The 24,477-nt window shown below is 65.0% G+C and carries 27 protein-coding genes, 1 other RNA gene and 1 pseudogene; 14 read left to right on the top strand and 15 right to left on the bottom strand.

The genetic code is table 11. The features are described from left to right. Positions 1–129: 129 nt before the first annotated feature. A pseudogene (locus VJ897_RS06640) lies at positions 130–360 on the bottom strand (integrase core domain-containing protein); the annotation flags it as partial. Positions 361–370: 10 nt separating this feature from the next. Between VJ897_RS06640 and VJ897_RS06635 the strand changes: the two are divergent. Continuing rightward, positions 371–703, top strand: coding sequence for a hypothetical protein (locus tag VJ897_RS06635; protein ID WP_324054412.1), 333 nt, complete (start codon positions 371–373; stop codon positions 701–703). Positions 704–768: 65 nt separating this feature from the next. Here VJ897_RS06635 and VJ897_RS06630 read toward each other — a convergent pair whose 3' ends face one another. The 3 genes from VJ897_RS06630 to VJ897_RS06620 form a co-directional block, all read right to left on the bottom strand. Beyond that, positions 769–1,686: a LysR family transcriptional regulator gene (locus tag VJ897_RS06630; protein ID WP_324054410.1), complete on the bottom strand. Its 918-nt coding sequence runs from the start codon at positions 1,684–1,686 to the stop codon at positions 769–771. Positions 1,687–1,859: 173 nt separating this feature from the next. After that, positions 1,860–2,528 (bottom strand): NnrU family protein, encoded by a 669-nt coding sequence (locus VJ897_RS06625; protein ID WP_324054408.1) that lies wholly within the window; start codon positions 2,526–2,528, stop codon positions 1,860–1,862. Between the two features lie 2 nt (positions 2,529–2,530). Next, positions 2,531–3,718: an NnrS family protein gene (locus VJ897_RS06620; RefSeq protein WP_324054407.1), complete on the bottom strand. Its 1,188-nt coding sequence runs from the start codon at positions 3,716–3,718 to the stop codon at positions 2,531–2,533. A gap of 347 nt (positions 3,719–4,065) precedes the next feature. Here VJ897_RS06620 and VJ897_RS06615 point away from each other — a divergent pair, with 347 nt between their 5' ends. Further along, positions 4,066–4,278, top strand: coding sequence for a DUF1858 domain-containing protein (locus tag VJ897_RS06615; RefSeq protein ID WP_324054406.1), 213 nt, complete (start codon positions 4,066–4,068; stop codon positions 4,276–4,278). A gap of 6 nt (positions 4,279–4,284) precedes the next feature. On the opposite strand, the gene VJ897_RS06610 is transcribed toward VJ897_RS06615, so the two are convergent. Continuing rightward, positions 4,285–5,001, bottom strand: coding sequence for a Crp/Fnr family transcriptional regulator (locus VJ897_RS06610; protein WP_414706688.1), 717 nt, complete (start codon positions 4,999–5,001; stop codon positions 4,285–4,287). A gap of 145 nt (positions 5,002–5,146) precedes the next feature. On the opposite strand from VJ897_RS06610, the gene VJ897_RS06605 reads away from it, so the two are divergent. From VJ897_RS06605 to VJ897_RS06580, 6 genes are all read left to right on the top strand, one after another. Continuing rightward, a complete protein-coding gene (locus VJ897_RS06605) occupies positions 5,147–5,578 on the top strand; it encodes a pseudoazurin (RefSeq protein WP_324054404.1) in 432 nt (143 codons plus the stop codon). Positions 5,579–5,638: 60 nt separating this feature from the next. Next, the gene (gene nirK, locus VJ897_RS06600; protein ID WP_324054402.1) at positions 5,639–6,856 is read left to right on the top strand and encodes a copper-containing nitrite reductase; all 1,218 of its coding nucleotides are present in this window, start codon (positions 5,639–5,641) and stop codon (positions 6,854–6,856) included. An 18-nt stretch (positions 6,857–6,874) separates the two neighbouring features. After that, a complete protein-coding gene (locus VJ897_RS06595) occupies positions 6,875–7,636 on the top strand; it encodes a formylglycine-generating enzyme family protein (RefSeq protein WP_324054399.1) in 762 nt (253 codons plus the stop codon). An 807-nt stretch (positions 7,637–8,443) separates the two neighbouring features. Next, positions 8,444–9,436, top strand: a complete 993-nt coding sequence (gene dusA, locus VJ897_RS06590; protein ID WP_324054397.1) for a tRNA dihydrouridine(20/20a) synthase DusA — start codon at positions 8,444–8,446, stop codon at positions 9,434–9,436. Between the two features lie 54 nt (positions 9,437–9,490). Next, positions 9,491–10,303: a sulfite exporter TauE/SafE family protein gene (locus tag VJ897_RS06585; protein WP_324054395.1), complete on the top strand. Its 813-nt coding sequence runs from the start codon at positions 9,491–9,493 to the stop codon at positions 10,301–10,303. After that, positions 10,303–11,019, top strand: a complete 717-nt coding sequence (locus VJ897_RS06580) for a 2OG-Fe(II) oxygenase family protein (RefSeq protein ID WP_324054393.1) — start codon at positions 10,303–10,305, stop codon at positions 11,017–11,019. Before VJ897_RS06585 ends, VJ897_RS06580 begins: the two co-directional genes overlap by 1 nt. Before the next feature lie 15 nt (positions 11,020–11,034). Here VJ897_RS06580 and VJ897_RS06575 read toward each other — a convergent pair whose 3' ends face one another. The 6 genes from VJ897_RS06575 to cysG all read right to left on the bottom strand — a co-directional run bounded on the left by VJ897_RS06575 (position 11,035) and on the right by cysG (position 16,484). Further along, the gene (locus tag VJ897_RS06575; RefSeq protein ID WP_324054391.1) at positions 11,035–11,886 is read right to left on the bottom strand and encodes a ferredoxin--NADP reductase; all 852 of its coding nucleotides are present in this window, start codon (positions 11,884–11,886) and stop codon (positions 11,035–11,037) included. A gap of 85 nt (positions 11,887–11,971) precedes the next feature. Further along, positions 11,972–12,391 (bottom strand): DUF934 domain-containing protein, encoded by a 420-nt coding sequence (locus VJ897_RS06570; protein ID WP_324054389.1) that lies wholly within the window; start codon positions 12,389–12,391, stop codon positions 11,972–11,974. Between the two features lie 12 nt (positions 12,392–12,403). Beyond that, positions 12,404–13,129, bottom strand: a complete 726-nt coding sequence (locus VJ897_RS06565) for a phosphoadenylyl-sulfate reductase (RefSeq protein ID WP_324054387.1) — start codon at positions 13,127–13,129, stop codon at positions 12,404–12,406. Beyond that, positions 13,119–14,783, bottom strand: coding sequence for a nitrite/sulfite reductase (locus tag VJ897_RS06560; protein WP_324054385.1), 1,665 nt, complete (start codon positions 14,781–14,783; stop codon positions 13,119–13,121). The genes VJ897_RS06565 and VJ897_RS06560 overlap by 11 nt, the downstream gene beginning before the upstream one ends. After that, the gene (locus tag VJ897_RS06555; protein WP_324054383.1) at positions 14,783–15,082 is read right to left on the bottom strand and encodes a DUF2849 domain-containing protein; all 300 of its coding nucleotides are present in this window, start codon (positions 15,080–15,082) and stop codon (positions 14,783–14,785) included. Before VJ897_RS06555 ends, VJ897_RS06560 begins: the two co-directional genes overlap by 1 nt. A 1-nt stretch (position 15,083) precedes the next feature. Next, positions 15,084–16,484, bottom strand: coding sequence for a siroheme synthase CysG (gene cysG / locus VJ897_RS06550; RefSeq protein WP_324054381.1), 1,401 nt, complete (start codon positions 16,482–16,484; stop codon positions 15,084–15,086). 133 nt (positions 16,485–16,617) lie between these two features. Between cysG and VJ897_RS06545 the strand changes: the two genes are divergently transcribed. Continuing rightward, positions 16,618–17,079, top strand: coding sequence for an Lrp/AsnC family transcriptional regulator (locus VJ897_RS06545; protein ID WP_324054379.1), 462 nt, complete (start codon positions 16,618–16,620; stop codon positions 17,077–17,079). On the opposite strand, the gene VJ897_RS06540 is transcribed toward VJ897_RS06545, so the two are convergent. From VJ897_RS06540 to VJ897_RS06525, 4 genes are all read right to left on the bottom strand, one after another. After that, positions 17,076–17,723 carry a DUF1194 domain-containing protein gene (locus VJ897_RS06540; RefSeq protein ID WP_324054378.1) on the bottom strand — a complete coding sequence of 216 codons (648 nt, stop codon included), beginning with the start codon at positions 17,721–17,723 and terminating at the stop codon, positions 17,076–17,078. The genes VJ897_RS06545 and VJ897_RS06540 overlap by 4 nt on opposite strands. Positions 17,724–17,757: 34 nt before the next feature. Then, positions 17,758–18,106: a transfer-messenger RNA gene (gene ssrA, locus VJ897_RS06535) on the bottom strand. A gap of 2 nt (positions 18,107–18,108) precedes the next feature. Continuing rightward, positions 18,109–18,456: a DUF4345 family protein gene (locus tag VJ897_RS06530; RefSeq protein ID WP_324054376.1), complete on the bottom strand. Its 348-nt coding sequence runs from the start codon at positions 18,454–18,456 to the stop codon at positions 18,109–18,111. A 94-nt stretch (positions 18,457–18,550) separates the two neighbouring features. Then, on the bottom strand, positions 18,551–19,597 hold the full coding sequence (locus tag VJ897_RS06525) for an extracellular solute-binding protein (RefSeq protein WP_324054374.1): 1,047 nt from the start codon (positions 19,595–19,597) through the stop codon (positions 18,551–18,553). A gap of 165 nt (positions 19,598–19,762) precedes the next feature. Here VJ897_RS06525 and VJ897_RS06520 point away from each other — a divergent pair, with 165 nt between their 5' ends. The 5 genes from VJ897_RS06520 to VJ897_RS06500 all read left to right on the top strand — a co-directional run bounded on the left by VJ897_RS06520 (position 19,763) and on the right by VJ897_RS06500 (position 24,418). Beyond that, positions 19,763–20,269 (top strand): DinB family protein, encoded by a 507-nt coding sequence (locus VJ897_RS06520; protein WP_324054413.1) that lies wholly within the window; start codon positions 19,763–19,765, stop codon positions 20,267–20,269. Between the two features lies 1 nt (position 20,270). After that, positions 20,271–20,501 carry a hypothetical protein gene (locus VJ897_RS06515; RefSeq protein WP_324054372.1) on the top strand — a complete coding sequence of 77 codons (231 nt, stop codon included), beginning with the start codon at positions 20,271–20,273 and terminating at the stop codon, positions 20,499–20,501. Between the two features lie 215 nt (positions 20,502–20,716). Further along, entirely contained in the window at positions 20,717–21,136 is a 420-nt protein-coding gene (locus tag VJ897_RS06510) for a universal stress protein (RefSeq protein WP_324054370.1), read from the top strand. 44 nt (positions 21,137–21,180) lie between these two features. Then, positions 21,181–22,881 (top strand): BCCT family transporter, encoded by a 1,701-nt coding sequence (locus tag VJ897_RS06505; RefSeq protein WP_324054368.1) that lies wholly within the window; start codon positions 21,181–21,183, stop codon positions 22,879–22,881. A 124-nt stretch (positions 22,882–23,005) separates the two neighbouring features. Next, positions 23,006–24,418 (top strand): cryptochrome/photolyase family protein, encoded by a 1,413-nt coding sequence (locus tag VJ897_RS06500; protein ID WP_324054367.1) that lies wholly within the window; start codon positions 23,006–23,008, stop codon positions 24,416–24,418. Positions 24,419–24,477 lie beyond the last annotated feature (59 nt).

The raw sequence follows: 24,477 nt of genomic DNA, 5'->3' as shown, positions 1-24,477 counted from the left end.
ATGAAAGATGTGACGATCGTCGGTCGCGGGATCGGGGCTGGACCTTTGCGCGTTTCTTGCAGGCGTGGAGGCGTGCCTCCATCGTGTGGTCCGGCTTGATTGTTGGTGCATCGTCGGCCTCTGGTCCATCGGAACGATGCTTTCAGGTGCATGCGGTCGGTAGCCCAGAGCGATGTGCGGCCTGACGGTGTTGTAGCGGATACGCCATTGAACGATCATGATTTGGGCGTCGCGCAGGCTGAAGAAGATTTCGCCGTTCAACAGTTCGTCACGGCACCGGGCGCCGAAGCTTTCGCAGCAGCCCGTCGCCCATGGTGATCCCGGCTCGGTATATGTGGTCTTGGCACCGACGGCCGAGATCACGGCCCCGTTGATCTTTGAAGCGTTGTTCAACGGTCCGCAGGACGATGAAGAGGAATTCGATCGCTGGATGGAAGACGATCACATTCCGCTTTTGCTGGAGTGCGATGACTGGCTGGCGGTCAGGCGGTTTTCCCTACCCGTGGCGGAGCCCGTTCCCGCTACCAGGCTGGCTATCCACTATCTTGCGTCCCATGATGCGCTGACCTCGCCCGAGTGCGCCGCGGCGCGTGATACGGAGTTTCAGAAGCGCATCGCGCGGCTTTCCTGGATGGACCAGCGGCGCCATGGTCTTTTCAAGGCTCACAGAGATCGCTATCCGGGACTTCAAGGAGCCGATTGAACCAATGGTGGGCCGCTTTTCGCGGCCCTCTTTATATAACCGGTGCGCGGGCTACCCGAAATGGGTCAGGCGGCGCTGCCATCATCCGGGTCATTGATTTCATTGCAGGTCATCCTGAATTTCCGCTTGGCTTCGGTAAATCTGCTGCGCAAATAGGCCAGATTGAGCGGAACGGTCAGATCATTGCAGTCCGCGACCGGGCGGTAGACGACGTTGGGCATGCGAAATGACTGGATCGCGGCGGGCACCACCGCCACGCCGAACGAGGCGGCGACCATACTGATCGCAGACACGACCCGTTCGGTGGTGTGCATGACCTTTGGAGCGAAACCGGCGTTCTTGCAGGCCAACATCAGTTCTTCGTGGATGCCGGAGCCGTTCACGTGCCGGAAGATGACGAAATTGACGTCCGACAGTTCTTCAAGACGCAACGGAACGCCTTCCTCGGCGGCCAACGGGTGGCGAGCGGGGATTGCGACGACCATCCCCTCATGGCTGAGTGTGTGCTGTTCAACTGTCGGATAACGTTCCACATCCAAACGCACGAAAGCGAAATCCAGCCTCTCTTCCTCCAGCAGAGCCAGAAGATCATGATTGGCCCCTTCCTCGATCTGGAGGGAAATAAGCGGATGCTGGGCGCGAAACTCTTCAATGATGGCAATCGTGATGGGGTGCATGGAAGCGGAACTGGTCAACCCGATAAGCAGGTTGCCTTCTTGACCAAGGTTGAAGTTTCGCACGCGTTCGACGGCTTCTTCGACCGAACCAAGTATACGTCGTGCGTCTGAAAGAAAGACCTTGCCGGCCGCGTTGAGCCGAATCTTGCGCGGCTGGCGATCAAAGAGGTCCACACCGAGATCTTCCTCGAGAACTTTGATCTGCTGGCTGAGTGGTGGTTGCTGGATGCCCAATCTCGCGGCCGCGCGAGTGATGTGCTCTTCTTGAGCCACCGCCACGAAATACCGCAAATGTCGTAGTTCCATGGAAAAACCCCCGTTGATCTCATCGCCTCGTCACTTTACACGAAATTGCATATCGGTAGAATATTATTCGGGCCAAATTAAGCATTTTACGATCCGTAAGCAGTATTGTTCGTCACCTTTGCACTGGCAGTCGTTCATCAGCGCGTGGGAGCCCGCGGCTCCGCCGGAAACGGTCAGATAACGGCCACGCCGATGGCCTGTGGATGGGCGAGGATCAGGGCGACGAATGCGACAAGGCCGACAAGGCACCGCATGATCGCCTCTGGCCAGCAGCGTGGCCGTTGAAGACGCGGGGCGGCCTTGCGCGCGGCATTGAGCGTGTCCCAGCGTGCCGGGCCGAGGTCCCGCCGCTTGCGCCTGTCGATCAGCGTTTGCCCGGCGATGGCAAATCCACCCAGCACACCGAACAGGATGACATGGGCCAGATCGCCGTTTGGCAAGAGGTGCACGCCGGCCCAGAGAGCCAGCGCCAGCAGGATCGGGTGCCGGGTCCAGCGCACGAGGCCCGCGCGGTCAGGGTCGAAGGTGTCGTTCCCCGACCCGCCGAAGGAAAATGGATTGGGCCGCGCGATGGAGAGCGCCAGGATCAGGCACACTGCCAGCATACCCAGATGCGCGACAGGGCGGTGCCAGCCCGCCTGATACCAAAGCGTGAGGTGGGGCGCCGAGCCCGCTGCCCGGATCAGGGCCGTCAACATCGCCAGCGATAGGGCCGAGTAGGCCAACCCGAAACCGCGCGCGCCGAGCACGGCGACCAGCCGCGCCTTGACCGCCGGGCGCACCGGGATCGAGTGCGTCAGGAAAAAGCTCGCGAAGACAGCGGCGAAACCGGGCCATCCCATGGTTATTTCCCCAGTTTCGGGCGCAGTAGCGACGGGCCGTAGGCCGCCACGAATCCCGCGAAGGCGACAAGCCACAGCATCCCGGACACGTGGCTCATGGCACTATGCGCAGGCGACAGGAGCCGTGCCAGGACCGCACCGAACAGGCAAATGTAGATCACTACGGTCGCCCGGGACGCGGCCAGCGCCTGGCCGGTATGGCCAAGGCTGGCCCGGGTCATCACGGCCATGGTCATCGCACCGATCGCACCGGTCATCCACAGGTGCTGCGCCGATGCGGCATCGGCTGCGACGGTGATCGAAGCCACCCCAAGGGCAAGCGCGCCCGCAGGAATGAACAGGTAGGCGGCATGCAGGACCCAGAGCAGCGGCTCGCGCAGCGTTCGGTGCGGTTGCCAGCGGCCCTGACGTGCCAGGTGCAGCACCCCGGTGGCGATCAAGGCCACCCCGGTCTGGGGGGCGAACGGTCGATAGACCCAGGCCGCGAGCACGGCCATGGTGACCAACAGGACCAGCTTGTCGAACCGCTGCATCGGTGGCGCGGGACGTGCGGGCCGGTTGGCCTTGACCAACCAGTTGCGGGTGAAGGACGGCACGATCCGGCCGCCGACCACCGCGATCATCATCACGGCCGTTGCAAGGCCAAGACGCAGACCGACGCCCTGCGCCGGATAACCGCCCGTCATGGCCTCGGCATGGAACAGGGCATTGGCCAGCGTGAAAACCACCAGCAGCGCCAAGACGATCAGGTTGCGCCAGTTCTGACCGGCCAAGATCTCGCGCAGGATCAGGCCGCCAAGCACCACGGGAAACGCCAGGTCCAGGACCGGTGCGATGGGGGGCGGGACCAGCGCCGAGAACAGCACAGCGAACCGGCCTGCCACCCACAGCGCAAAGAGCGCGGCCAGGCGCCAGCCGACAATCGGCAAACGGCCGGTCCAGTTCGGAACGGCCGTAAGAAGGAATCCGGCAAGAACCGCGCCGAGATAGCCGAAAAGGAACTCGTGGGCATGCCAGGAGACCGGGTCGAACCGGCTCGGCAGGCTAAGTGCCCCCGCCAGGGCCGGCAACCAAAGCAGCATCGCCACCATGGCCCAGGCCGCGCCGAACAGGAAAAAGGGCCGGAACCCGAAGCTGAAGAGCGCCGGCCCCCGCCAGGCGCGCATTTGCTCTGCCGATGTGCTTGTCATCCTCGGTCTCCTGCAGGGGCGGGCCCCGGGTCTGCCTGGTCCATGACTGTCCGAAGGGGAGGGGGAAATATCAGGTCGCCGCTGTCCCTATCACGCAGCCCGGCCCGATGGGCCCCGCGTTGGCCACGATCGGCCCGCTGCCCCGACCCAAGAACAGTGCGCCGTAGAAGGTCGAGCCCCCCATGGAGGATGTTGCGCGCCCGGGATTTGGTCAGGAATTCAGCCATGTTCCGGCCTCCTTGAGTGCGGGATGCCCGTTTTTAGCCCCGCGAGCAGGCCCGGAGTTTGTGCCAACGCAAAGTTCGGCGCGATGGCGCGCCTAGGGTGATCCCGAAAGGAGGTTCCCGATGGCGCGTATCCGCATTGACGACCCGGACCTTCCGCTGGCCGATCTGATGAGTGAATGGCCGCAGACCATCCACGTTTTCATGCGCTACAGGATGCTGTGCGTGGGATGCCTCGTCAGCCCGGTCCACACTGTGACCGATGCCTGTGCGGCCTATCACATGGATGAAGAGCTGTTCCTGGGGGAGCTGATGCGGGCCGCCGGTTTGGCCTGATGGCCGTCATCCCTGGCCGAGAACCATCAGGGCATGGGGGTCGCGCACGGTGATGCGCTTGCGCCGGCTTTCGACAAGGCCGCGCTTTTCCCAGCCGCTGAGCACCCGGCTGACGGTATGCAGCGTCGTGGCCGTCAGCTCCGAAAGGTCTTGGCGCGTGATCGGAAAGTCGATCTCGATGCCGTTCTCGACCTTGCGGCCGGTCTGGTTGATCAGGCGCAGCAAGGCGTTGGCTACCCGTTGTTCGACCTGCTGCGTGGCCATTTCCATGACGTGACTGTGCACTTCGGCAAGCCTGTTGCCGAGCGTCTTGTAGGTCTCTGTGGCGAACCCGTCGTATTCGGCGACGAAGGTATCCCAAAGCCGCATGGGCCAGCTCAGCGCGATGGACTCGGACGCGGCAACGGCGGTCGCCGGGTATGTGTCGCGCCCGATGGCTTTGGCGATGCCCATCAACTGCCCGGCGGGAATGTGCAATGCGGTGATCTGTTCGCCGGTCGGCGACGTCCGGACGACACGGACGTATCCGTCCAGCAGCATGTAGAATCGCTCTGCCGGATGGCCTTCTTCGAAGATCGCGACGCCTTCTTCATAGCGCCGCGCGGACGCCTGATCCAGGATCGTGCGGATCTGCCGGGTCTCGAGGCGCGAGAACGGCGGCAGATGCGTCAGCAGGCTCTCGTCGAGTCGCGGCAGCGTTTTTCGCATGGGTCCATCAGACATGGGCACCGTTTGCCACAGATCGCCCGGCGAAACCAACGTGGCTTTCGGCCCGTTCGTGCCGAAAGTTTGTGCCAGCGCAACATCGGTCCGACCGCACCCGGTAGTATTCCCTCAATCGCAACGATGATCTGAAAGGAAAACACCGATGATCCGAACATTCGCTACCGGCTTGGCATTCGCCGCCCTGATGGGCGGTGCCGCTGTCGCAGAAACCTTCGAAGTCCAGATGCTCAACATGGGCACGGACGGCGAACGCATGGTTTTCGAGCCGGCATTCGTGCAGGCCGAGCCAGGCGACACCATCAAGTTCATCGCCACCAACCCCGGCCACAATGCCGAAACCAACGACGGGATGATCCCCGAAGGCGCTGAAGGCTTTACCGGGCGCATCAACGAGGAAATCGAGGTCACGATGACCGAGGAAGGCGTCTACGGCGTCATCTGCAAGCCCCACTTCGCCATGGGCATGGTGATGACAATCGCCGTTGGCGACGTTGACGCCCCCGAGGACTTTCTGGCCGGCCGCGTGCCGCCGAAAGCCAAGCAACGGTTCGAAGCCCAGCTCGACAACCTGTGATCCTTTTGAGGCGTGCGGGCGGATGCGCCCGCCGTCCTGACCAATCCCATGGAGGGAACAATGACCAAATTCATCAACCCCGGCCTTTCAAAGACAAGCCGCAGGAATGTCCTGCGCGGCTCGGTCCTTGCCGGCGCCGCTGCCATGACAGGCACGGCCGCCCTGACCGGCCCGCGCGCGCCCCGGCTCGACCGCGCCAATGCGACCTCTGCGCGGCTCTACAAGGCCGCCGGTGAGCAGACCGCCGACAGCACGGCGAAACCCGCCGATCTTTCGGGCTATACCCGCGTCAAGCAGGAGCTGGTCGCGCCCCCCTTCGCGCCCGAACATGAACAGGTCGCGACAGGAGAGCCCAAGATCGTCGAGATCACGATGGACACCACCGAGCGGCTCATGGTCGTGGACGAGGATACCGGCGCATCGGTCTGGGCGCTGACCTACAACGGTTCGGTTCCCGGCCCGCTCATCATCGTGCACGAAGGCAACATGGTCGAGCTGACCCTGCGCAACCCGCATGACAGCATGATGGAGCACAATATCGACTTCCACGCCTCCACGGGTGCCCTTGGCGGCGGCGGGCTGACCCAAGTCTACCCCGGCGAGGAGGCCGTGCTGCGCTGGAAGGCGACCAAGCCCGGCTGCTTTACCTATCACTGCGCGCCTGGCGGGGCCATGATCCCCTATCACGTCACCCACGGCATGAACGGTGCCATCATTGTGCTGCCGCGCGACGGTCTGAAGGATGCCCAGGGCAACCCGCTGCGCTATGACAGCATCGCCTATTTCGGGGAACAGGACTACTACCTGCCGATGGACGAGAACGGCGATTACAAGACCTATGACGCCGCCGGCGACGACTATGCCGACAGCCTTGAGGCCATGCGCGGGCTGGTTCCGACGCACCAGGTGTTCAACGGCGCGGTAGGGGCCCTGACGGGCGAGAACGCGTTGAAGGCCAAGGTCGGTGAAACCGTTCTGATGGTGCACAATTCGTGCAACGTGGACAGTCGTCCGCACCTGATCGGCGGGCATGGGGACTACGTCTGGGAAAGTTCCTTCACAGACCCGCCGCTGACCGGGATGGAAACGTGGTTCGTCCGCGGCGGCAGCGCGGCTGCGGCGCTTTATACCTTCGAGCAGCCGGGCGTCTATGCCTATGTGAACCACAACCTGATCATCGGCGCGATGCTCGGGGGGACCGCTCACTTCGTCGTCGAGGGGGACTGGAACAATGACCTGATGGAACAGGTCGTCGCCCCGCGTCCCTTCGCCACCTGACCCGAAAGGACCAGAACCATGACCGCCCCCCGGAAAGCAAGGCCCACCGCCCGGTTCGCCCTGATCCCGGCTGTGCTGATCGCCGTGGGGGCGGCCCTTCTCGGCGCCGCGCTGACCTGCCGTGGCGCCGATCACGACCTTGCGCTGCTGCCGACTATGGCAGCCGGACCCGTCACCCTGTCGACGGGTGCGCAGCTTCATGTCCAGAAACATGAAGTAACCGTCGCCGAATGGAATCGCTGCCACGACGGAGGCGCTTGCACGCTGCGGCTGCGCGCGCGACCCGATCAGGACCCGCTCTTGACCCCGGCCACCGGGATCAGCCATGCCGACGCGATGGAATATCTGGGTTGGATCAACAATGAGACCGGGATGGACTTCCGCCTGCCCACCGCCGCGGAGTGGCGCGAGATCGCTCGTCCGGTGCTGCACGAAGATGCCGTCCCGATCTTCACGGACCCGTCGCTTGCATGGGCTTCGACCTACCTGACCGAAGACCTGGCACCCCGCGCGCTGATGCCGCAGGGTAGTTTTTCGACCTCGCCCGCCGGCATCTCGGACCTTGATGGCAGCGTCTGGGAATGGACGCAGGATTGCTATGCGGGCGCGGCGCAGGGTATCGACCCCGCGCGGTGCCCGGCCTATTTCGTCGGCGGAGAGCATGTCGCTGCGATGTCCTTCCTCATCCGTGATCCGGCCCGCGGTGGCTGCGCCGTTGGAATGCCGCCCGCCCACCTGGGAGTGCGTCTTGTGAGCGACCGGACAGCCCAGAGCCCGTGAGCGGGACTTTCCGTCTATTCCGGCCTGGAAAGCGTGCCGATTGATGAATGGGCACGTTCACCGTGATCCTGGAGAGGAAAGGAAAACGGAAGCCGCCATCCGGATCACGCGGCCGCACCAGGTTGCGATTTGACAGCATGCAAATGCGTGCCCCCGGCGGCGGGCTGCAAGAGATCCTCGTTTTGCCCTTGAGCGCAAGGCCGCTTGAGAGGGCTTCGATCACCAGAGTGTCAGGCTTGGGATCATCGGCGAGTCTTGCAAGATCGGACAGGTAGCGTGTGCTGCCGCCTTGCGGCGGTGCAAATGGCTGCGCCGTGTCGATGACGTTTCCCGTTATCGGCTTTCACCATGACGCCGCGAGCGGCGCGCGCCCGAGACGAAACCCGCGCCCCGGCCGATACCATGACAGGGCGGTTTGGAAACGTTGGAAAGGTGCCACGTCCGCGGGGGGACCGAGTTGACCTGTTTCATAAATCCTCATGGTTGCGCTGCGGTGGACGCGACCGATCCGTCCTGTGCCCAGATCGCGCTTGCGCGTGGTCAGTTCGGCAGCCTTGCTCCGCCGGGGCGGTTTCGCTACCGCGTACATATCGGTTATATGGTGCCGGACAGGGGCGACAAAGGAGCGTCTCGCTCGCCTCGCGGTCCTGTCGTCCGAGCCTGACCCGGGATGCACCGGCGGCGTGTGATGATCGGGGCCATTCTTGTTTGCGTCGGGTATGCCAGGTGTCGTCGTCGAGGGGCACCTATCGGGGATATTGGGGCGTGGTCCAGCGCAGCGGCGGGCGCCGCCGACAGGTTGAAGATATGAATATGAATATAAGTCAACACGCTAGATTGTCGGTGGCCCCGATGATGGACTGGACCGATCGGCACTGCCGGTTCTTTCATCGGCTCATGTCGCGTGAGACGCTGCTTTATACCGAAATGGTCACCGCCCCCGCGCTGGTTCGTGGCGGGGCGCGGCATCTGCTGCGTTTCGACCCGGCCGAACAGCCCGTGGCGCTGCAACTGGGGGGCTCGGACCCCGCGGAACTGGCACAGGCCGCGCGCATGGGCGCGGACGAGGGCTACCGCGAGATCAACCTGAATGTCGGCTGCCCCAGCGACCGGGTCAAATCCGGCTTCTTCGGCGCGGTGCTCATGGAGCGCCCGGCGCTGGTGGCCGAGTGCTGTGCCGCGATGATCGCCGCCCAGCCCGCCGAGGTGACGGTGAAATGCCGCATCGGCGTGGATGACCAGGACCCCGACGAGGTGCTGCCGGACTTTCTGGAAAGGATCCGGGCCGCGGGGGTGCGGCGGGTCGCGATCCATGCGCGCAAGGCCTGGTTGCAAGGGCTTTCCCCCAAGGAGAACCGCGATATTCCGCCGCTTGACCACGATCTGGTCCACCGGATGAAGACGGAATTTCCCGATCTTCACCTCTCGTTGAACGGTGGCATTGCCTCGCTTGCGGCAGCGCAGGATCACTTGGCGCGCGGAATCGACGGGGTAATGATCGGACGCGCGGCCTATCACACGCCCGCCGAGATCCTGCTGGATACCGATCGTGCGATCTTTGGCGGGGCCGCGGGGCCGGATCGACACGCGGTGGTCGAGGGGATGCGCCCCCATATCGCCGTTCACCTGGCCGAGGGCGGCAAGCTGGCCCAGGTCACGCGTCACATGCTGGGGCTCTTCGCTGGCCTGCCGGGGGCGCGGCAATGGCGGCGGGTGCTGTCGGAACAAGGCCACCGAGACGGTGCCGGGCTGGACGTGCTGGACCGTGCGCTGGCGGCCATGGAGCAGGCGGCGGCCTGAGGGATTGCAGCCCCTCTCTCCGGCGGGCATGAGGGGCCGGAAGGGGGACGGATCATGCCTGACGTGACACTTGTGATCAGCATGGGCGCCATGCTGCTGGCCATCGGCGCCTTTGCCGGGGTGTTGGCTGGGCTGCTGGGCGTCGGCGGCGGTATCGTGCTGGTCCCCGCCTTCTACCATGTCTTTGCCGGGCTGGGCTATGACAGTCCGCAACTGATGCAGATGTGCCTGGCCACCTCGCTGGCCACGATCATCGTGACCTCGGCGCGCTCGGTGCTCAGCCACAACCGCAAGGGCGCGGTGGATTGGGATATCCTGCGCAGCTGGGGGCCGGGTATTGCGCTGGGGGCCGCCATCGGCGTGGCAGTGGCCGCGCAACTGCGCTCGGAGGTGTTGCAGGCCATCTTCGGCGGGCTGGCGCTTGCCGTGGCGCTTTACATGGTGCTCGGACGCAGCGCCTGGCAACTCGGGCAGGCCATGCCGACCGGGCCTGTCAAATGGCTGCTGGCCCCGCTCATGGGTCTGCTGTCGGTTCTGATGGGGATCGGGGGCGGCAGCTTCGGCGTGCCGGTCATGACGCTCTACGGCCGGCCCGTGCACAGGGCCGTGGCCACCGCCGCCGGCTTCGGGGCGATCATCGCCGTGCCGGCGGTGCTGGGCTTTTTGCTGGTGGACATGGCGGTGGCACCGCCGCTCTCGCTGGGGGCGGTGAACCTGGCGGCCTTCGCGCTGGTCATTGCCATGACGCTGATCACCGCGCCCTGGGGGGCAGCTCTGGCACACCGGCTGGACCCGAAACCGCTCAAGCGGGTCTTCGGGGCTTTCCTCATGGTGGTGGCGCTCAACATGCTGCTTCAGGGCCTGTGATGGTGGATGGACGGGGATACAAGGTCCTGCGCGCGGTGCCGGGTCTGCGGGCCTGGGCGGATGCGGCCCGGTCGGTGGCCGAGATCGCGCTCGATGACCAGGCGCTGCGCGATCGCTGGTTGCGCCATGGCGGCACCTGGTTCGTCGGCGTCGAGGCCCTTGCGAACGATCCCGATGGCGGCCTTGGCGGCGTGCCGATGCCGCGGGACCTTCGCGGCATCTGGCCCGGGCGCTGGCACCGGGCGCAGCTTTCGGCGATCTATCCCGGTTATCCCGGGCGCGACGACTCCGAAAGCGAGGCCGCCCACCGCTTTCGCCGCATCCGCTGCGGGGCCCATGTGGACGGGTTGCACCTTCAGGACGGGCGGCGCGTCCTGCGCGAACCACATGCCTTCGTCCTGGGGATCGGCCTGACGGATGTCGAGGACAGCCCGCTGGTCGTCTGGGAAGGCAGCCACGAGATCATTCGCAGAGCCCTTGCCGGGGCCGAACTTGGCGACGACGTGACCGAGGCCTACAAGGCCGCCCGCGCAGAGGTTTTCGAGCGCTGTGCCAAGGTGCCGGTTCCGCTGCGCCCGGGCGACGCGGTGCTGGTCCACCGCTTGGCCGTGCATGGCATTGCGCCCTGGGCGGGCGGAGGCCTTGACCCGCGGCTCACGGCCTATTTCCGGCCGCTTTTCGAGCGGTCAAGCGACTGGACGGCACGCCGGCCCTAAGGGGACGGCCGCCGGTCAGTCGAGAAAGGCCTTTTCCACCACGTAATGGGCCGGCTTGGAATTGGCGCCCTCTTCCAGCCCGTAGTCCTCGAGCATCGCCTTGAGCTCTAGGTTGAAGTCAAGGTTGCCGCAGATCATCGCCCGGTCGGTTTCGGGCGACAGCGGCGGCACACCCAGTTCGTCAAAGGCCGCGCCCGAGCGCATCAGGTCGGTGATGCGGCCCATCCGGGGGCTGTCCTCGCGGGTGGTCGTGGGATAATAGTGGATCTTGTCGGCGAAGTCCGCGCCCATCAGTTCGGCCAGCAACTCGTCCTTGCGAATGCTCTCGATCAATTCCGCGCCATAGGTCAGCTCACCCGCTTCCCGGCAGGTATGGGTGATGAAGACCTGGTCGTAATCTTCGTAGGTCTGCGGATCGCGCAGCAGCGAGGCGAAGGGCGCAAAGCCCGTGCCGGTGGCAAAGAACCAGATGCGCTTGCCCGGCAGCAGCGCGTCATGGACCAGCGTGCCCACGGGCTTGGGGCGCAGGATGATCCGGTCGCCCGGTTCGATGTGCTGCAACTTGCTGGTCAGCGGCCCGTCGGGCACCTTGATCGAGTAGAACTCCAGCTCGTCATCCCAGGACGGCGAGGCGATGGAATAGGCGCGCAGCAGCGGTTTCTGTTTGCCCGTCTCCGGGTCCGGATCGCCCATCAGGCCGATCATCACGAATTCTCCCGAGCGAAAACGCAAGGATTGCGGCCGCGTCACCTTGAAGGAAAACAGGCGGTCGGTGTAGTGGCGCACCTCCTTCACCGTCTGGGCGTCGGGAAGGTCGCGGGTGGCCTTGAGGGTGGCAGCTTCGGTCACGGGTGTCATCTCTGTCATTCTTGCATCGAGGCATGTATCCATGCCCCTCTCCCTTCTAGTCGTTGATCTGTGTCATTTAAAGGTGTGCCAGGGACACCGGTTTTCACGACATCGCGGTGCGCAGCCGCGCCTGGTAGTCATGGGCGCGCCAATCGGCGCGGGCCAGCCACTGTTCCTCGGGTTGGCGCGCGGCCAGGTCGGCGTCGATTTCCACCTCGTCGAAACCGGATCGCCGCGCCATGGCGTACTGGTCGGCAATGACATGGCCCGCTGCGCGCAACCGGCCGGCGTAGCCCAGTCGTCGCAGCCGGACGGCCAGGGTGAAGCCGCGCCCGTCCGAGAAGCCGGGAAAGGCGATGCGGATCACCGGGGCGGCCAGCAGGTCGGCCAACCGGGCCGGGTCGGTGTCGGGGGGCAGGTCCAGCCCGACGGTGCAATCATTGGCGGACCAGTCCGCCAGCGGCACGAAGCTGCCGGTCCGGTCGTCGGGCGCAAAGCCCGCGTCTGTCACGATCACGCTCATGGTCCTTTCCATTCACCCGGCCGCAGAGCGGACCGGTTTGCCATCCACGAAATGGATGCCGCATTCATCCTTGTCCTGACCCTTCCAGCGGCCCGCGCGCGCATTCTCGCCCGGGGCGACGGGATGGGTGCAGGGGGCGCAGCCGATGGACGGATAGCCCTTCGACACCAGCGGATGGCGCGGTAGCCGATTCTCGGCCATGTAATCGCGCAGGTCGGCGGTGGTCCAATGGGCCAGCGGGTTCACCTTGATCCGCGGCACCGCATCCGCGGGGCGGTCGACCTCGAAGAAATCCAGCGCCGCACGTTTCCCGCCCTGGTAGCGTTTGCGCCCGGTAATCCAGCCGTCGAAACCGCGCAGCGCGTCCTGCAACGGCTCGGTCTTGCGCAGGGCGCAGCAGGCGTCGGGATCGTGCAGGTGCAGCAGGTTCTCGGTGTCGGCCTCGAACAGGCGGGCGCGGTCGGCGCGGATCACGCGAACGTTTTGCAGCCGCAGCCGTTCGGCCACGTCCTGCTGGTATACAAGCGTTTCCGCGAACAGCATCTCGGTGTCGATGAACAGCACCGGTACGTTTCGGTCGATCACCGCCGCCATGTGCAGGAGCACGACGGATTCCGCGCCAAAGGAACTGACCAGCGCGATGTGGCCCAGCCGGGTCAGCGCATGGTCCATGACGGACGTGGCGGACTGGTTGCGAAAGCGCCGGTTCAGGGTTGCGGCGCGGTCCTCAAGTGGCATCGGCGCCATCCTTGGGATAGAGGAGCGCCTTGAAAGGGGCCGGACCAAGGCGGCGGTAGGCCTGCAGGAAGGTCTCGTCGGGGCCGGCGCGCAGGTCGAGGTATCCCAGCACCAGCCGTTCGATGGCCGGGATGATCTCGTCGGCCGAAAAGCCCGGCCCGGCGCGTTCACCGATCGCCGCCGTTTCCGTGTGGTCGCCGCCAAGCGTGACCTGGTAACTCTCCATTCCTGCGCGATCGAGGCCCAGGATGCCGATGTGGCCCACGTGGTGATGGCCGCAGGCATTGATGCAGCCAGAGATCTTGATCTTGAGCGGGCCGACATCGTGTTCGACCTTGAGTTCGTCGAACCGCGTGGCGATCTGCTGCGCGATGGGGATCGACCGGGCCGTGGCCAGGGCGCAGTAATCCATGCCGGGGCAGGCGATGATATCCGAGACGAGCCCGACGTTGGGCGTGGCCAGCTCCGCCTGTTTCAAAGCCGCATGGACCGCGGGCAGGTCGGCTTTGGCGACATGCGGCAGGATGACGTTCTGTTCATGGCTGACGCGCAATTCGTCATGGCCGTAGCGTTCCGCAAGATCGGCCAGCACGCGCATCTGGCCGGCCGTCGCGTCGCCCGGCGTTGCCCCCTGTTTCTTGAGCGAGACCGTGACGATGGCATGGTCGGGCCGCCGGTGCGCGGTCAGGTTGGTATCCGCCCAGGCGCGGTAGACCCTGTCGCCGGCACAGGCCCTTTCATGAGCCTTGGCAGGTCTGGTCTCTAGGTTGGGCCTAGCAAAGCTATGTTCGATTTGTGATAATAATTGCCAATTCGGACCGCCAAAACCGGGCCTTATATGTTCGAATTCTTCTTCCACAAGGCGGCTGATCTCTTCGATGCCATGTTCATGCACGGTGATCTTGATCCGCGACTTGTACTTGTTGTCGCGCCGTCCCAGCAGGTTCCAGGTGCTGACCACGGCCTCGGTGTAGGGCAAAAGGTCCTCTTGCGGCAGGAACTCGCGCAGGACCTTGCCGATCATCGGCGTCCGGCCCAAACCACCGCCGACGATCACCCGATAACCGATCTCGTTGTCCCGCTCGACGGTCTCCAGTCCGATGTCGTGCGCGCGAGTGACGGCGCGGTCATGGCCGCTCCCCGATACCGCGATCTTGAACTTGCGTGGCAGGAACTGGAACTGAGGGTGATCCGTGGACCATTGCCGAAGAAGTTCGGCAACCGGGCGGGGGTCGGCGATTTCATCCGCCGCGGCCCCGGCGAAATGGTCGGCGGTGACATTGCGGATCGTGTTGCCGCTGGTCTGGATGGCGTGCATGCCGACATCGGCCAGCGCCTCAAGAATGTCGGGCACGTCGCGCAGTTTCGGCCAGTTGAACTGGATGTTCTGCCGCGTGGTGAAGTGACCATACCCCTTGTCCCAACGGTCGGCGATATGGGCCAGTTGCCGCATCTGTGTGCTGTTGAGCGTGCCATAGGGGATGGCGATGCGAAGCATGTAGGCATGCAGTTGCAGGTAGAGCCCGTTCATCAGGCGCAGCGGCTTGAATTCCTCCTCCGTAAGCGACCCGTCGATACGGCGTTCCACCTGGGCGCGAAACTGGGAAACGCGTTTTTGAACAAAGGCTTCGTCGAAGGTGTTATAGTGATACATTACGCCTTTTCCTGTTTGCCGTGGGTGTAGTTGGACGGCCCGCGCGTGCGGAACGCTTCGCGGAAATGGGCGGGGACAAGACCGCGCTTGCCCGCGGTGGCGTCGGCCAGGTAGGCTCCCACGACGAGGTGCGCCTCGGCGGCCGCCTCCAGCAGGCGCAGTTCGGCCGTGGCGGCGTCTTCGATCAGTTCGGCCTTTGCCAGGTCCGGCGACCACTCTCCGGTTTCGGTCCGCCAGACCGCGTCGCCTTCCAGCAGTCGGTTCGCGGTCACGACCTTGGGGGTAAAGGGGCGGGGCATGTCAGAACGTCTCCTGTGCCTGGGGGGTGTCGGGCAGGGCGGCCTGCGCGCGGCGCGGCGCCAGCCCGATGAAGGTCATTGCTGGACCGTTCAGCGCGGCCTGCTCCATGTCCGGTTCCATCCGGCCCAGCGTTGTTTCAAGCGTGCGCTGACCGGGGCATGACGCGTTCTCGACCACTGTCACCGGCGTGTCGGGCGCGCCCCCGTGCATCAGCAAGCGGCCCTGGATGAAGCGCGCAGCACGCTTTCCCATGTAGATCGCCGCAACGGCGCCCGGAACGGCCAGCGCGCGCCAATCATGATCGGCGAAGCCCTTGGTGTCATGGCCGGTCAGGAACCGGACCTGGCTGTTGCGACCGCGCTTGGTCAGGGATCGGCCCAGGCTGGCACTGGCTGCGGCGGCGGCGGTGATGCCTGGGATGATTGCATGGGGCAGTTGATGGGCAGTGACTGCCTTGATTTCCTCGTCCAGACGGCCGAAAACCGTCGGATCGCCGCCCTTGAGCCGCACGACATGCGCCCCGGCCCGGGCATGGGCCACGATCAGGGCGTTGATGTCATCCTGCCCCATGGCCTGGCCAAAACCATGTTTGCCTGCGTCGATCATCTGCGCCTCGCGCCGGGCCAGTTCCAGCACGCCGGGGCCGACCAGCCGATCGTGGATCACCACGTCGGCGGCATCCAGCGCCTTGCGCGCCTTGAGCGTCAGAAGCTCGGGGTCGCCCGGCCCGGCGCCGACGAAATCCACACGGCCCCGCGCTGGATCGCCCGACAGGTGCCGTGCCAGCAGGTCGTCCAGCGCCGATCCCGCTGCCGATTCACCGCCCTGATCCATCGCGCGCGGGCCGGCGTTGAAATAGTAGTCGGCCCAGAAAGCGCGCCGCGCGCGGCCGAAGGGCAGATTCTCGGCCATCTTGCGAAAGCCCTTGCCGATGCGGGCGAGAGAGCCAAGCGTCGCGGGCAGGCGCGCCTCGAGATCCGCCTTGATCCGGCGGGCCAGTACAGGGGCCGCCCCCTCGGTGCCGATGGCAACGGTGACAGGGTCACGATCGACGATGGCGGGGGTGATGAAGGCGCTGTCGGCCAGGTTGTCCACGATATTGACCAGCGCCCCCTCGGCGCGGCCGATGCGGGCGGTCTGCGCGTCCAGCGCGGCCTCCTCGTCGGCCGCATAAACAAGGGCGGCGCACAGCGCATCACCGGGCAGCATCGCGCGGCGGTGAAGGGTCAGCAGGCCGCGCGCCGCCCAATCCTCGATTTCGGGCGCCGGGGCCGCCGCGAAAACGGTGATCCGTGCTGTCGTCTTGAGCAGCAGGCGCAGCTTGGCGAGCGCCACCTCGCCGCCGCCGGACAGAACAACGCGGCGGCCGTCCAGGTTCAGGAAGATGGGGAAATGCTGCATCGTTGCCTCCGGTTTCTGCCGGCAGGATAGAAAATTTTTCCAAGATATTTGAGTTAGTCTTGCCAAAAAGGACCATTTGTTTCATGTAGGCCAAAATTGAAAACAGACGTTCATATTCGAGAAGGGGGGTGAAATGCCGGTCCGGATAGATGCGCTCGATCGGAAGATCCTTGAAGAGCTGCAACGCGACGCCGGCCAGTCGCTGGACGAGATCGCCCGCCAAGTGGGGTCGTCCAAGACGCCCGTCTGGAACCGGATTCGCAAGATGCGCGAGGCCGGGATCATCGGCCAGCAGACTGTGCTGCTCGATGCCGAGGCCCTGGGCTTCGAGGCCTGCTTCTTCGTCCTGATCCGGACCAGTGAACACGAGGCCGATTGGCAGGCGAAATTCCTCCAGGCCCTGCGGGACCGCCCCGAGGTGCAAGAGGCGCACCGGCTGGCGGGCGACATCGACTATATCCTGAAGGTGCGTGTGAAGAACGCCCGCGCCTACGACGCCTTCTACCAGGCGCTGATTTCCGAGGTGCGGGTGCACAACGTCACCGCGCTCTTATCCATGGAAGAGATCAAGTCGACCGTGGCGTTGCCGCTCTAGCCAAGGATGCGGCTGAGTTCGCGCAACAGTTTCTCGCGGATGGCGCGGGGATAATCGCGGTGCCGCCGCGCGGTGATGACGAAGCCGTCGCGGGTGATGACGGCGCCCCGGTAGAAATTCGTGATTGCCAGCCCCATGCTCTCGATGGCGATGCCGTTTATCGTGACCCCGGCGCGTTCTGCGGCGCGCACGGCGGGTCGGGTGTCGCCGCCAGCGTTGGGCGTGCCATCGCCCGAGACGTCGATGACGCGGCGCTCGCAAAGCGGGGCGCTGTCGAACTGGCGCAGGGCAAAGGTCAGGGCCTCGCCGGGGGCGGTGTCCGACAGCACGAAAGCCCGCGGCATGGCCCGGGCTTGGGCGGCGAAGGCGCGAACATCGGTCCGACTGCGCAGCCGGGTCCAGGGGATCGATACCGCCTGTCGGCCTTCGCCGGACCATTGCATCACGGCCAGCGCGGATTGGCCCCGGACGATCACGTCCATGACCTCGCGGTCGAGCAGGGCATCGGCCAGCCCGTCGACCTGGAGCCGGTATTCGGCCACGTCGATGGAATTGGAGACATCCATGGTCAGCATTAGCGCGGTTTCGCAGGCCGATAGCGGCTGTGCGAGGCACAGGAACAGGGAAACGAGCGAGGCTTTCATCCAACCAGTTTGGCCGACAGGGAAGAGAAGGGAAAGTGCAGGCTTCTGTTGCCAGGTGCCTGCGAACCCCGCCAGACCTTGCTAGAGGGCTGGGCTTGAAGTTTCGGTCTCGTTACCGCTTAGGCGGCAACGGCGACCGGAGCACGATTGTCGTTGGCAATTATGCTTTGGTGAACCGATAACGGTGGTATCTCACCGGGACAAAGCTAACCCCTTTAGACGTTCGTCGATCCTGTTTCGGCCCCATGGTCCCCCAACGAGGGTATCTGGTGGAGCCGCCGGGTACCGCCCCCGGGTCCGATCCGCTTATTACGAGCGCGTTTATGTCCATAGTCCCGAAGGACGCCCCGAATATGCGCTCGGTGGTCGGCGATTTCAAGGGCGATCAGGGCCAGTGTGCCCAGAGCAGCCAGGCCGCGGGAGGCCATTCGAATGCCAGAAAGATCAGCACCTTTTTCAACGGTGGACGGTCCATGAGGATCGACAGCGCCCGGCCCGCCCCGGCGCCCAGGTAGGCGATCCCGAGCGCGAAGTAGGCCGGCGCCCCGGCAACAAGGCACCAAAGCCCCAGCGCCACGAAAAGCCCGCCGGACCCCGCGCGCAGTTCGCTCAGGCCCATGGTGCTGTGGGTCGGTGCCATGTCGAGCGCGCCGGCGGTGTAGCGCGGGGCCAGCAAGCCGAAGCTGCCGAAGACGATCGTGAGGAGGGCAATCAGGATGTCAATCAAGGGCATGCGTCATCTCCTTTGATACAGTAGTCTAGCCCTTGAGGGGCAGACAAAAAGGGCGGCCCCGAAGGACCGCCCCTTCATCCGGCATTCACGGGTTTCAGAATCCGGCCTTGATCCGTTCGAAAGTCTCGATCATCTGCTCGCGCAGCGCGATATCCATCGGCCGCTGGGCCAGCACCGGCGCGTCGGGCTGACCCATGCCGACAGCCTCCAGCGTGTCCGCGTCAAAGCTGGCCATGGCGTCGGTGTTTGCGTGGGCATAGCCCCATTCGCTGACCATGTACTGGGCCGACGACGGTTGCAGCCAGGCCTCGACGAAGTCATGCGCCTGCTCTTCCGATCCGGGACCGTCGACCAGGTTCACGAAGCCGCAGAACCACTGCGAGGAGCCTTCCTCGGCCTCGCGGTTGAAGGAGACCGGGTGGCCCTCGTCGGCCAGGCCGACGAAGCTTTCGTTCCAGGACCAGGCCACGGTAACTTCGCCGGTGGCCATCAACTGGTTCAGTTCGGCGCCGTCGGTCCAGTAGGTGCGGACGTTGGCATGGGCCTCTCGGAGCCAGTCCGCGGCGCGCTCGAAATCCGCCTGCGTGGCCTCGGTCCAGTCCGTGGTGCCGGTCGCAAGGTAGGCCAGCGCGAAACTGTCATCCACGTTGTCGGGCAGCGAAGTGCGCCCGGCATAGGCGGGATCGGTGAAAATCTGCAGGCTTTCTGCGTCCTCGGCGCCTACCTCCTCGGTGTTGTAGAGCAGCGCCGTGGCGCCCTGGTCGGCGGGAATGAAGTAGACGTCGTCGCCATCGGTGAAGACGGGATCGTTGCGGAATTCAGCGGCCACGGTGGCATACGTCGGGATCTCGCTGATATCCCATGGCTCGATCAGGCCGGCGTCACGCCATTTCTGCACCGAATGCGGGCATGGCCGCGAAACGTCGGCGCGAAACCCCGAGCGCAGTTTCTGAAAGGCTTCTTCCTCTTCGCCGAAAAAGGCGAATTCGGGGGCTGTCCCGTAGGTGTCGATGTAGTCCTGGTAAAACCCTTCCTCCTCGTAACCGGACCAGTCGAACACAAGAAGGTCGGGGTCCTGGGCCGAGGCGGCGGTGGCGATGGCAGCGGCGGAGGCCGCGCAGAGGTATGTTTTGACGGACATTCCGGTCTCCCATTGAGTCAAGTTCGCAGACGCTAGTTTCCACGCAGGCGTCAAGCAAGGGGCAAAGCCCGGCACGGCGGCTGGGGCTTGCCGCTGGGCCGCCGCTCTGCCAGTTTTCAGGGCAGTTGGGTCATTTCGGCCCCTGCACGAGGACTCGCACAGGTGATGATCACGCCTGACTATTGCCGTATCATGGCACGCTACAACCGGTGGCAGAACAAGGCCGTCACCGAGGTGGTGGAACAGATGTCCGCCGATGACCTGACCGCCGGGCGCGGCGCCTTCTTCGGGTCGATCCTCGGCACGCTCAATCACCTGCTCTGGGCGGACCTGATGTGGATGTCGCGGCTGGACGGGCGTGACGGACCCGGGATTACGCTCGCCGACAGCCCGGGCCTGGCGCCCGACGCGCGCGAATGGGCGCGGATGCGGTTCCTGGTGGACGGGCGCATCCGGGAATGGGCGCTTGCGCTGGACGCCATCGACCTGGTGGGCGAGCTGACGTGGTTTTCGGGGGCAGTGCAGGCCGAGATGCGCCGGCCGGTTGCGCTCTGCGTGATGCATATGTTCAACCATCAGGCCCACCATCGCGGCCAGGTCCACGCCATGCTGACCGCTGCCGGACATGACCCGGGGCCGACCGACCTCGCCATGATGCCGGAGGCGCAATGACATGACGCTGATGCTTGCCATTCTCGTCGCGGTGATCGCCTTCCTGTGGTGGTCCCATCGGCGTGCCCAGGCCGAAGCCGGTCTCGATGCGCCCAAGTGTGTCTGGCTGGCCACGGGCGAGGCCCGCGGGCGATTGCGCGAATACCGCTGCGACACCTGCGGGGCGACCGGATACACCGCTGCCGACGGACCGCCCAAAACCTGCAAGAAGGACTTTGCCGGACGCGGCTGAGGCCGCGGGTGTTGGCCCCTCCGGGTCGGTCGCGGCGCAGGAGAGTCGTTTTCCGACCGCCGTTCGCCTCAACTGCTTGTCTTCTCAATTCAAGGGCTGTTACGCTTTGCCGCAGGGAAGGGTGGCGCTGAGGCTGTCCAGTCCCCTGAGAAAAGAGTCGAACCCGGGCGTTTGCAGCGTTTTAGCGGCCCCGGACAGACCGGACAGGAGGGAACATGTTCAAACATATCATGATGCCTGTCGACCTGGGCCATGCCGACAAGCTGGACCGGGCGATGACAGTGGCCGCTGATCTGGCCAAGCACTACAGCGCCAAGGTGACCTTTGTCGGCGTCACGGCCAGCACGCCGGGGTCGATTGCGCGCACCCCCGAGGAATACCGCGAGAAACTTGCCAAGCTTGCCGCGGCCCAGGCCGAGCTTCACGGCTCCACCACCGACTCCCACGCGGTGTTCAGCCACGATCCGGCCGTAGATCTGGACGATCACCTGATCAAGGCGTGCGACGCACTGGGCGCGGATCTGGTGGTCATGGCGACGCATCTGCCGAACATGGCCGACATGTTCCTGCCGTCCCACGGCGGTGAACTGGCGCGCCATACCGACATCAGCGTATTCCTGGTGCGCCACGCCTGAGGGCGGGTGCGCCGATCTGGGAACCAACTACAGGGAGGCCATACATGGCCGATGAATCTGCAAACCAGGGCATCCCCGAACCCGAGGGGCATAGCCAACTTATCGATACCGATTATGAAATCGGTCAGGATAATATCGAAACCAAGATCGGGCCCTTCGGGCTTGATATTCACAACCCCGTCTTCGTGATCTCGGGGCTTACCGTGATCGCCTTCGTGGCCTATGCGCTCATCGCGCCTGGCCACGCGAACGCCCTTTTCAACGGGGCTGACGTCAGCGACTCCTGTACCGCGGGCGCATTCTGCGACCTTGGCCTGCGCGTCTTTCTGACGTCGAATTTCGACTGGTTCTTCCTGCTGGGCGCCAACGTCTTCGTGATCTTCTGCCTGTTCCTGATCGTCAGCCCCTGGGGTTCGGTCCGTCTGGGCGGGTCCGAGGCCAAGCCCGACTATGGCTACCCCGGCTGGTTCGCGATGCTCTTCGCGGCCGGCATGGGCATCGGCCTGATGTTCTTCGGCGTGCTGGAGCCAGCCTATTACTTCGGCACACCCTGGGGTGACGCGCCATTGGGGACGGTCCGACCGTTTGACGAGAACGGCGCGATCATCGCCGGCAACGTGGACGAGGCCCGCCGGATGGCTCTGGCTGCGACCTCTTATCACTGGGCGCTGCACCCCTGGGCGATCTACGCGATCGTTGCCCTGTCGCTGTCACTATTCAGCTATAACAAGGGCCTGCCGCTTTCGATCCGCTCGGCCTTCTACCCGATCCTCGGCGACCGGGTCTGGGGCTGGTGGGGCCACATCATCGACACCCTTGCCGTCTTTGCGACGCTTTTCGGACTGGCGACCTCGCTGGGGATCGGTGCGCAGCAGGCCAATGCCGGTTTGAATTACGTTTACGGCATTCCCGACAACGTGACGGTTCAGGTTCTCCTGATCTGCGGCATCACTGCGATTGCCTTGGTGTCGGTGCTTCGCGGGCTCGACGGCGGGGTCAAGGTTCTGTCGGAGATCAACATGGTGATCGCGGCGGCGCTGTTGCTCTTCGTGCTGTTCACGGCCGGGGCGGTGAGCATCATGAGTGAATTCGTGACCGGTCTCGGGGCCTATGTTCAGGAGGTCGTTCCGCTGTCGAACCCCTTCGGACGTGAAGACACAGGCTACATGCAGGGCTGGACGGCCTTCTACTGGGCCTGGTGGATCAGCTGGTCCCCCTTCGTGGGCATGTTCATCGCCCGCGTCAGCCGGGGCCGCACCGTGCGCGAGTTCATCACCTGCGTGCTGATCATCCCCAGCCTGGTCTGCGTGTTCTGGATGGCTGTCTTCGGTGGCTCGGCAATCAACGACATGATCGCCAACCCTGACAGCTCGGCGGTCATCGACAACGTGATCACCAACTACAACGACTCGGTGGCGCTCTTCGCCATGCTGGAAGGACTGCCACTGGCGGCCATCACCTCGACCATCGGCATCGTGCTGGTCATCGTCTTCTTCGTGACCAGTTCGGACTCCGGTTCGCTCGTGATCGACACGATCACCGCGGGCGGCAAGGTCGACGCGCCGGTGCCCCAGCGGGTCTTCTGGTGCACCTTCGAGGGGCTGGTTGCCATCGCGCTGCTGATCGGCGGCGGGCTCGGCGCCTTGCAGGCCATGGTCATCTCGACCGGTCTGCCTTTCACCATCATCCTGCTGCTGATCTGCTACGCGATCATCCGCGGCCTGATGAGCGAGAAGCGCGGCTGATAGCTGCCGCACACCACCGATCCGGCGGGCCGTCCCATACGGGGCGGCCCGTTTTCGTTGATCCGGCTTGATCCTGCCGGGGCCGGGCTATCTGTTGGGGCCGTCGAAACCGAGGGACAACCGAATGACCAGCCCCATCATCCTGTGGTTCCGGCGCGACCTGCGCCTGTCCGATCATCCAGCTCTGACCGAGGCCGCTGCCTCGGGCCGCCCGGTGATCCCGGTTTTTCTGCATGACGAAGTCGTCTCGTCCCTGGGGGCCGCCCCCAAGTGGCGGCTGGGGCTGTCCGTCGCGGCCCATGCCAAGGCGCTGTCGGAAAAGGGCGCGCGGCTGATCCTGCGGCGGGGCAGGGCGCTGGAGTGCCTGGCCGACCTGGTCGCGGAAACCGGTGCGGGGGCGGTCTGGTGGACCCGTGCCTATGACCCCGACAGCATCGCCCGCGACACCGAGGTCAAGACGGCGCTCAAGCAAGCGGGGGTCGATGCCCGGTCCTTTCCCGGCCACGTGCTGTTCGAACCCTGGACGGTCGAAACCGGCACGGGCGGCTACTACAGGGTCTATACTCCCTTCTGGAAGGCGGTGCGCGACCGCGACGTGGCCGAAGCGCGGCCTGCGCCGGGGCGCATTCCCGTGCCCGAAGGCTGGCCCGCCTCGGACGACCTGGACGACTGGCACCTGGGCGCGGCCATGCGGCGCGGCGCGGATGTCGTGGGCGCGCTTGTGACTGTGGGCGAGGACGCCGCGCGCGGTCGCCTCGGCGCTTTCATCGCCGAGGGCATCGACAACTATGACGAGGCGCGCGATTTTCCCGCCCGCGATGGCACGTCGAACCTCTCCGAGAACCTGACCTACGGCGAGATTTCCCCGGTCGCGCTGTGGCACGCGGGCCGGCGCGCCATGCAGGAGGGCAAGCGCGGCGCCGAGACCTTCCTCAAGGAGGTCGTCTGGCGCGACTTCGCCTACCACCTTGTCTATCACACCCCTCGCATCACCCATGCCAACTGGCGTCCCGAGTGGGACGCCTTCCCCTGGAACACCGAAGCGACCAAGGCGGTGACCCGATGGAAACGGGGCCGCACGGGCGAACCCTTCGTCGATGCGGCCATGCGCGAGATGTATGTCACCGGCACCATGCACAACCGCGCGCGGATGATCGTGGCCTCTTACCTGACCAAGCACCTGCTGAGCCACTGGCGCATCGGGCAGCGCTGGTTCGAGGACTGCCTGATCGACTGGGACCCGGCCAGCAACGCCATGGGCTGGCAATGGGCCGCAGGGTCGGGCCCCGATGCCACGCCCTATTTCCGGGTCTTCAACCCGGCCACCCAGCTGGAGAAATTCGACCCCGACGGACACTATCGCCGCCGCTGGATCGCCGAGGGCCAAGCGGCACCGTCGGCCACGGCGCTGTCCTTTTTCGACGCCGTGCCGCGATCCTGGGGGCTGGCCGCGGCTGAGGCCTATCCCGCGCCGATCGTGAACCTGAAGGAGGGCCGTCAGACGGCGCTCGACGCCTACAAGGCCCGCGATTTCTAGACAGGCGTGACAGCTTTTGCGTAACCCGTTAACATTTCTGCAAAACCGTTCGCCGTGCC

Source organism: Salibaculum sp., assembly GCF_035270045.1.
In the GTDB taxonomy this organism is placed as follows: Bacteria; Pseudomonadota; Alphaproteobacteria; order Rhodobacterales; family Rhodobacteraceae; genus Salibaculum.
The sequence above is the reverse complement of the archived record's forward strand: the minus strand, read 5'-3'. Positions and strand labels throughout refer to the sequence as shown.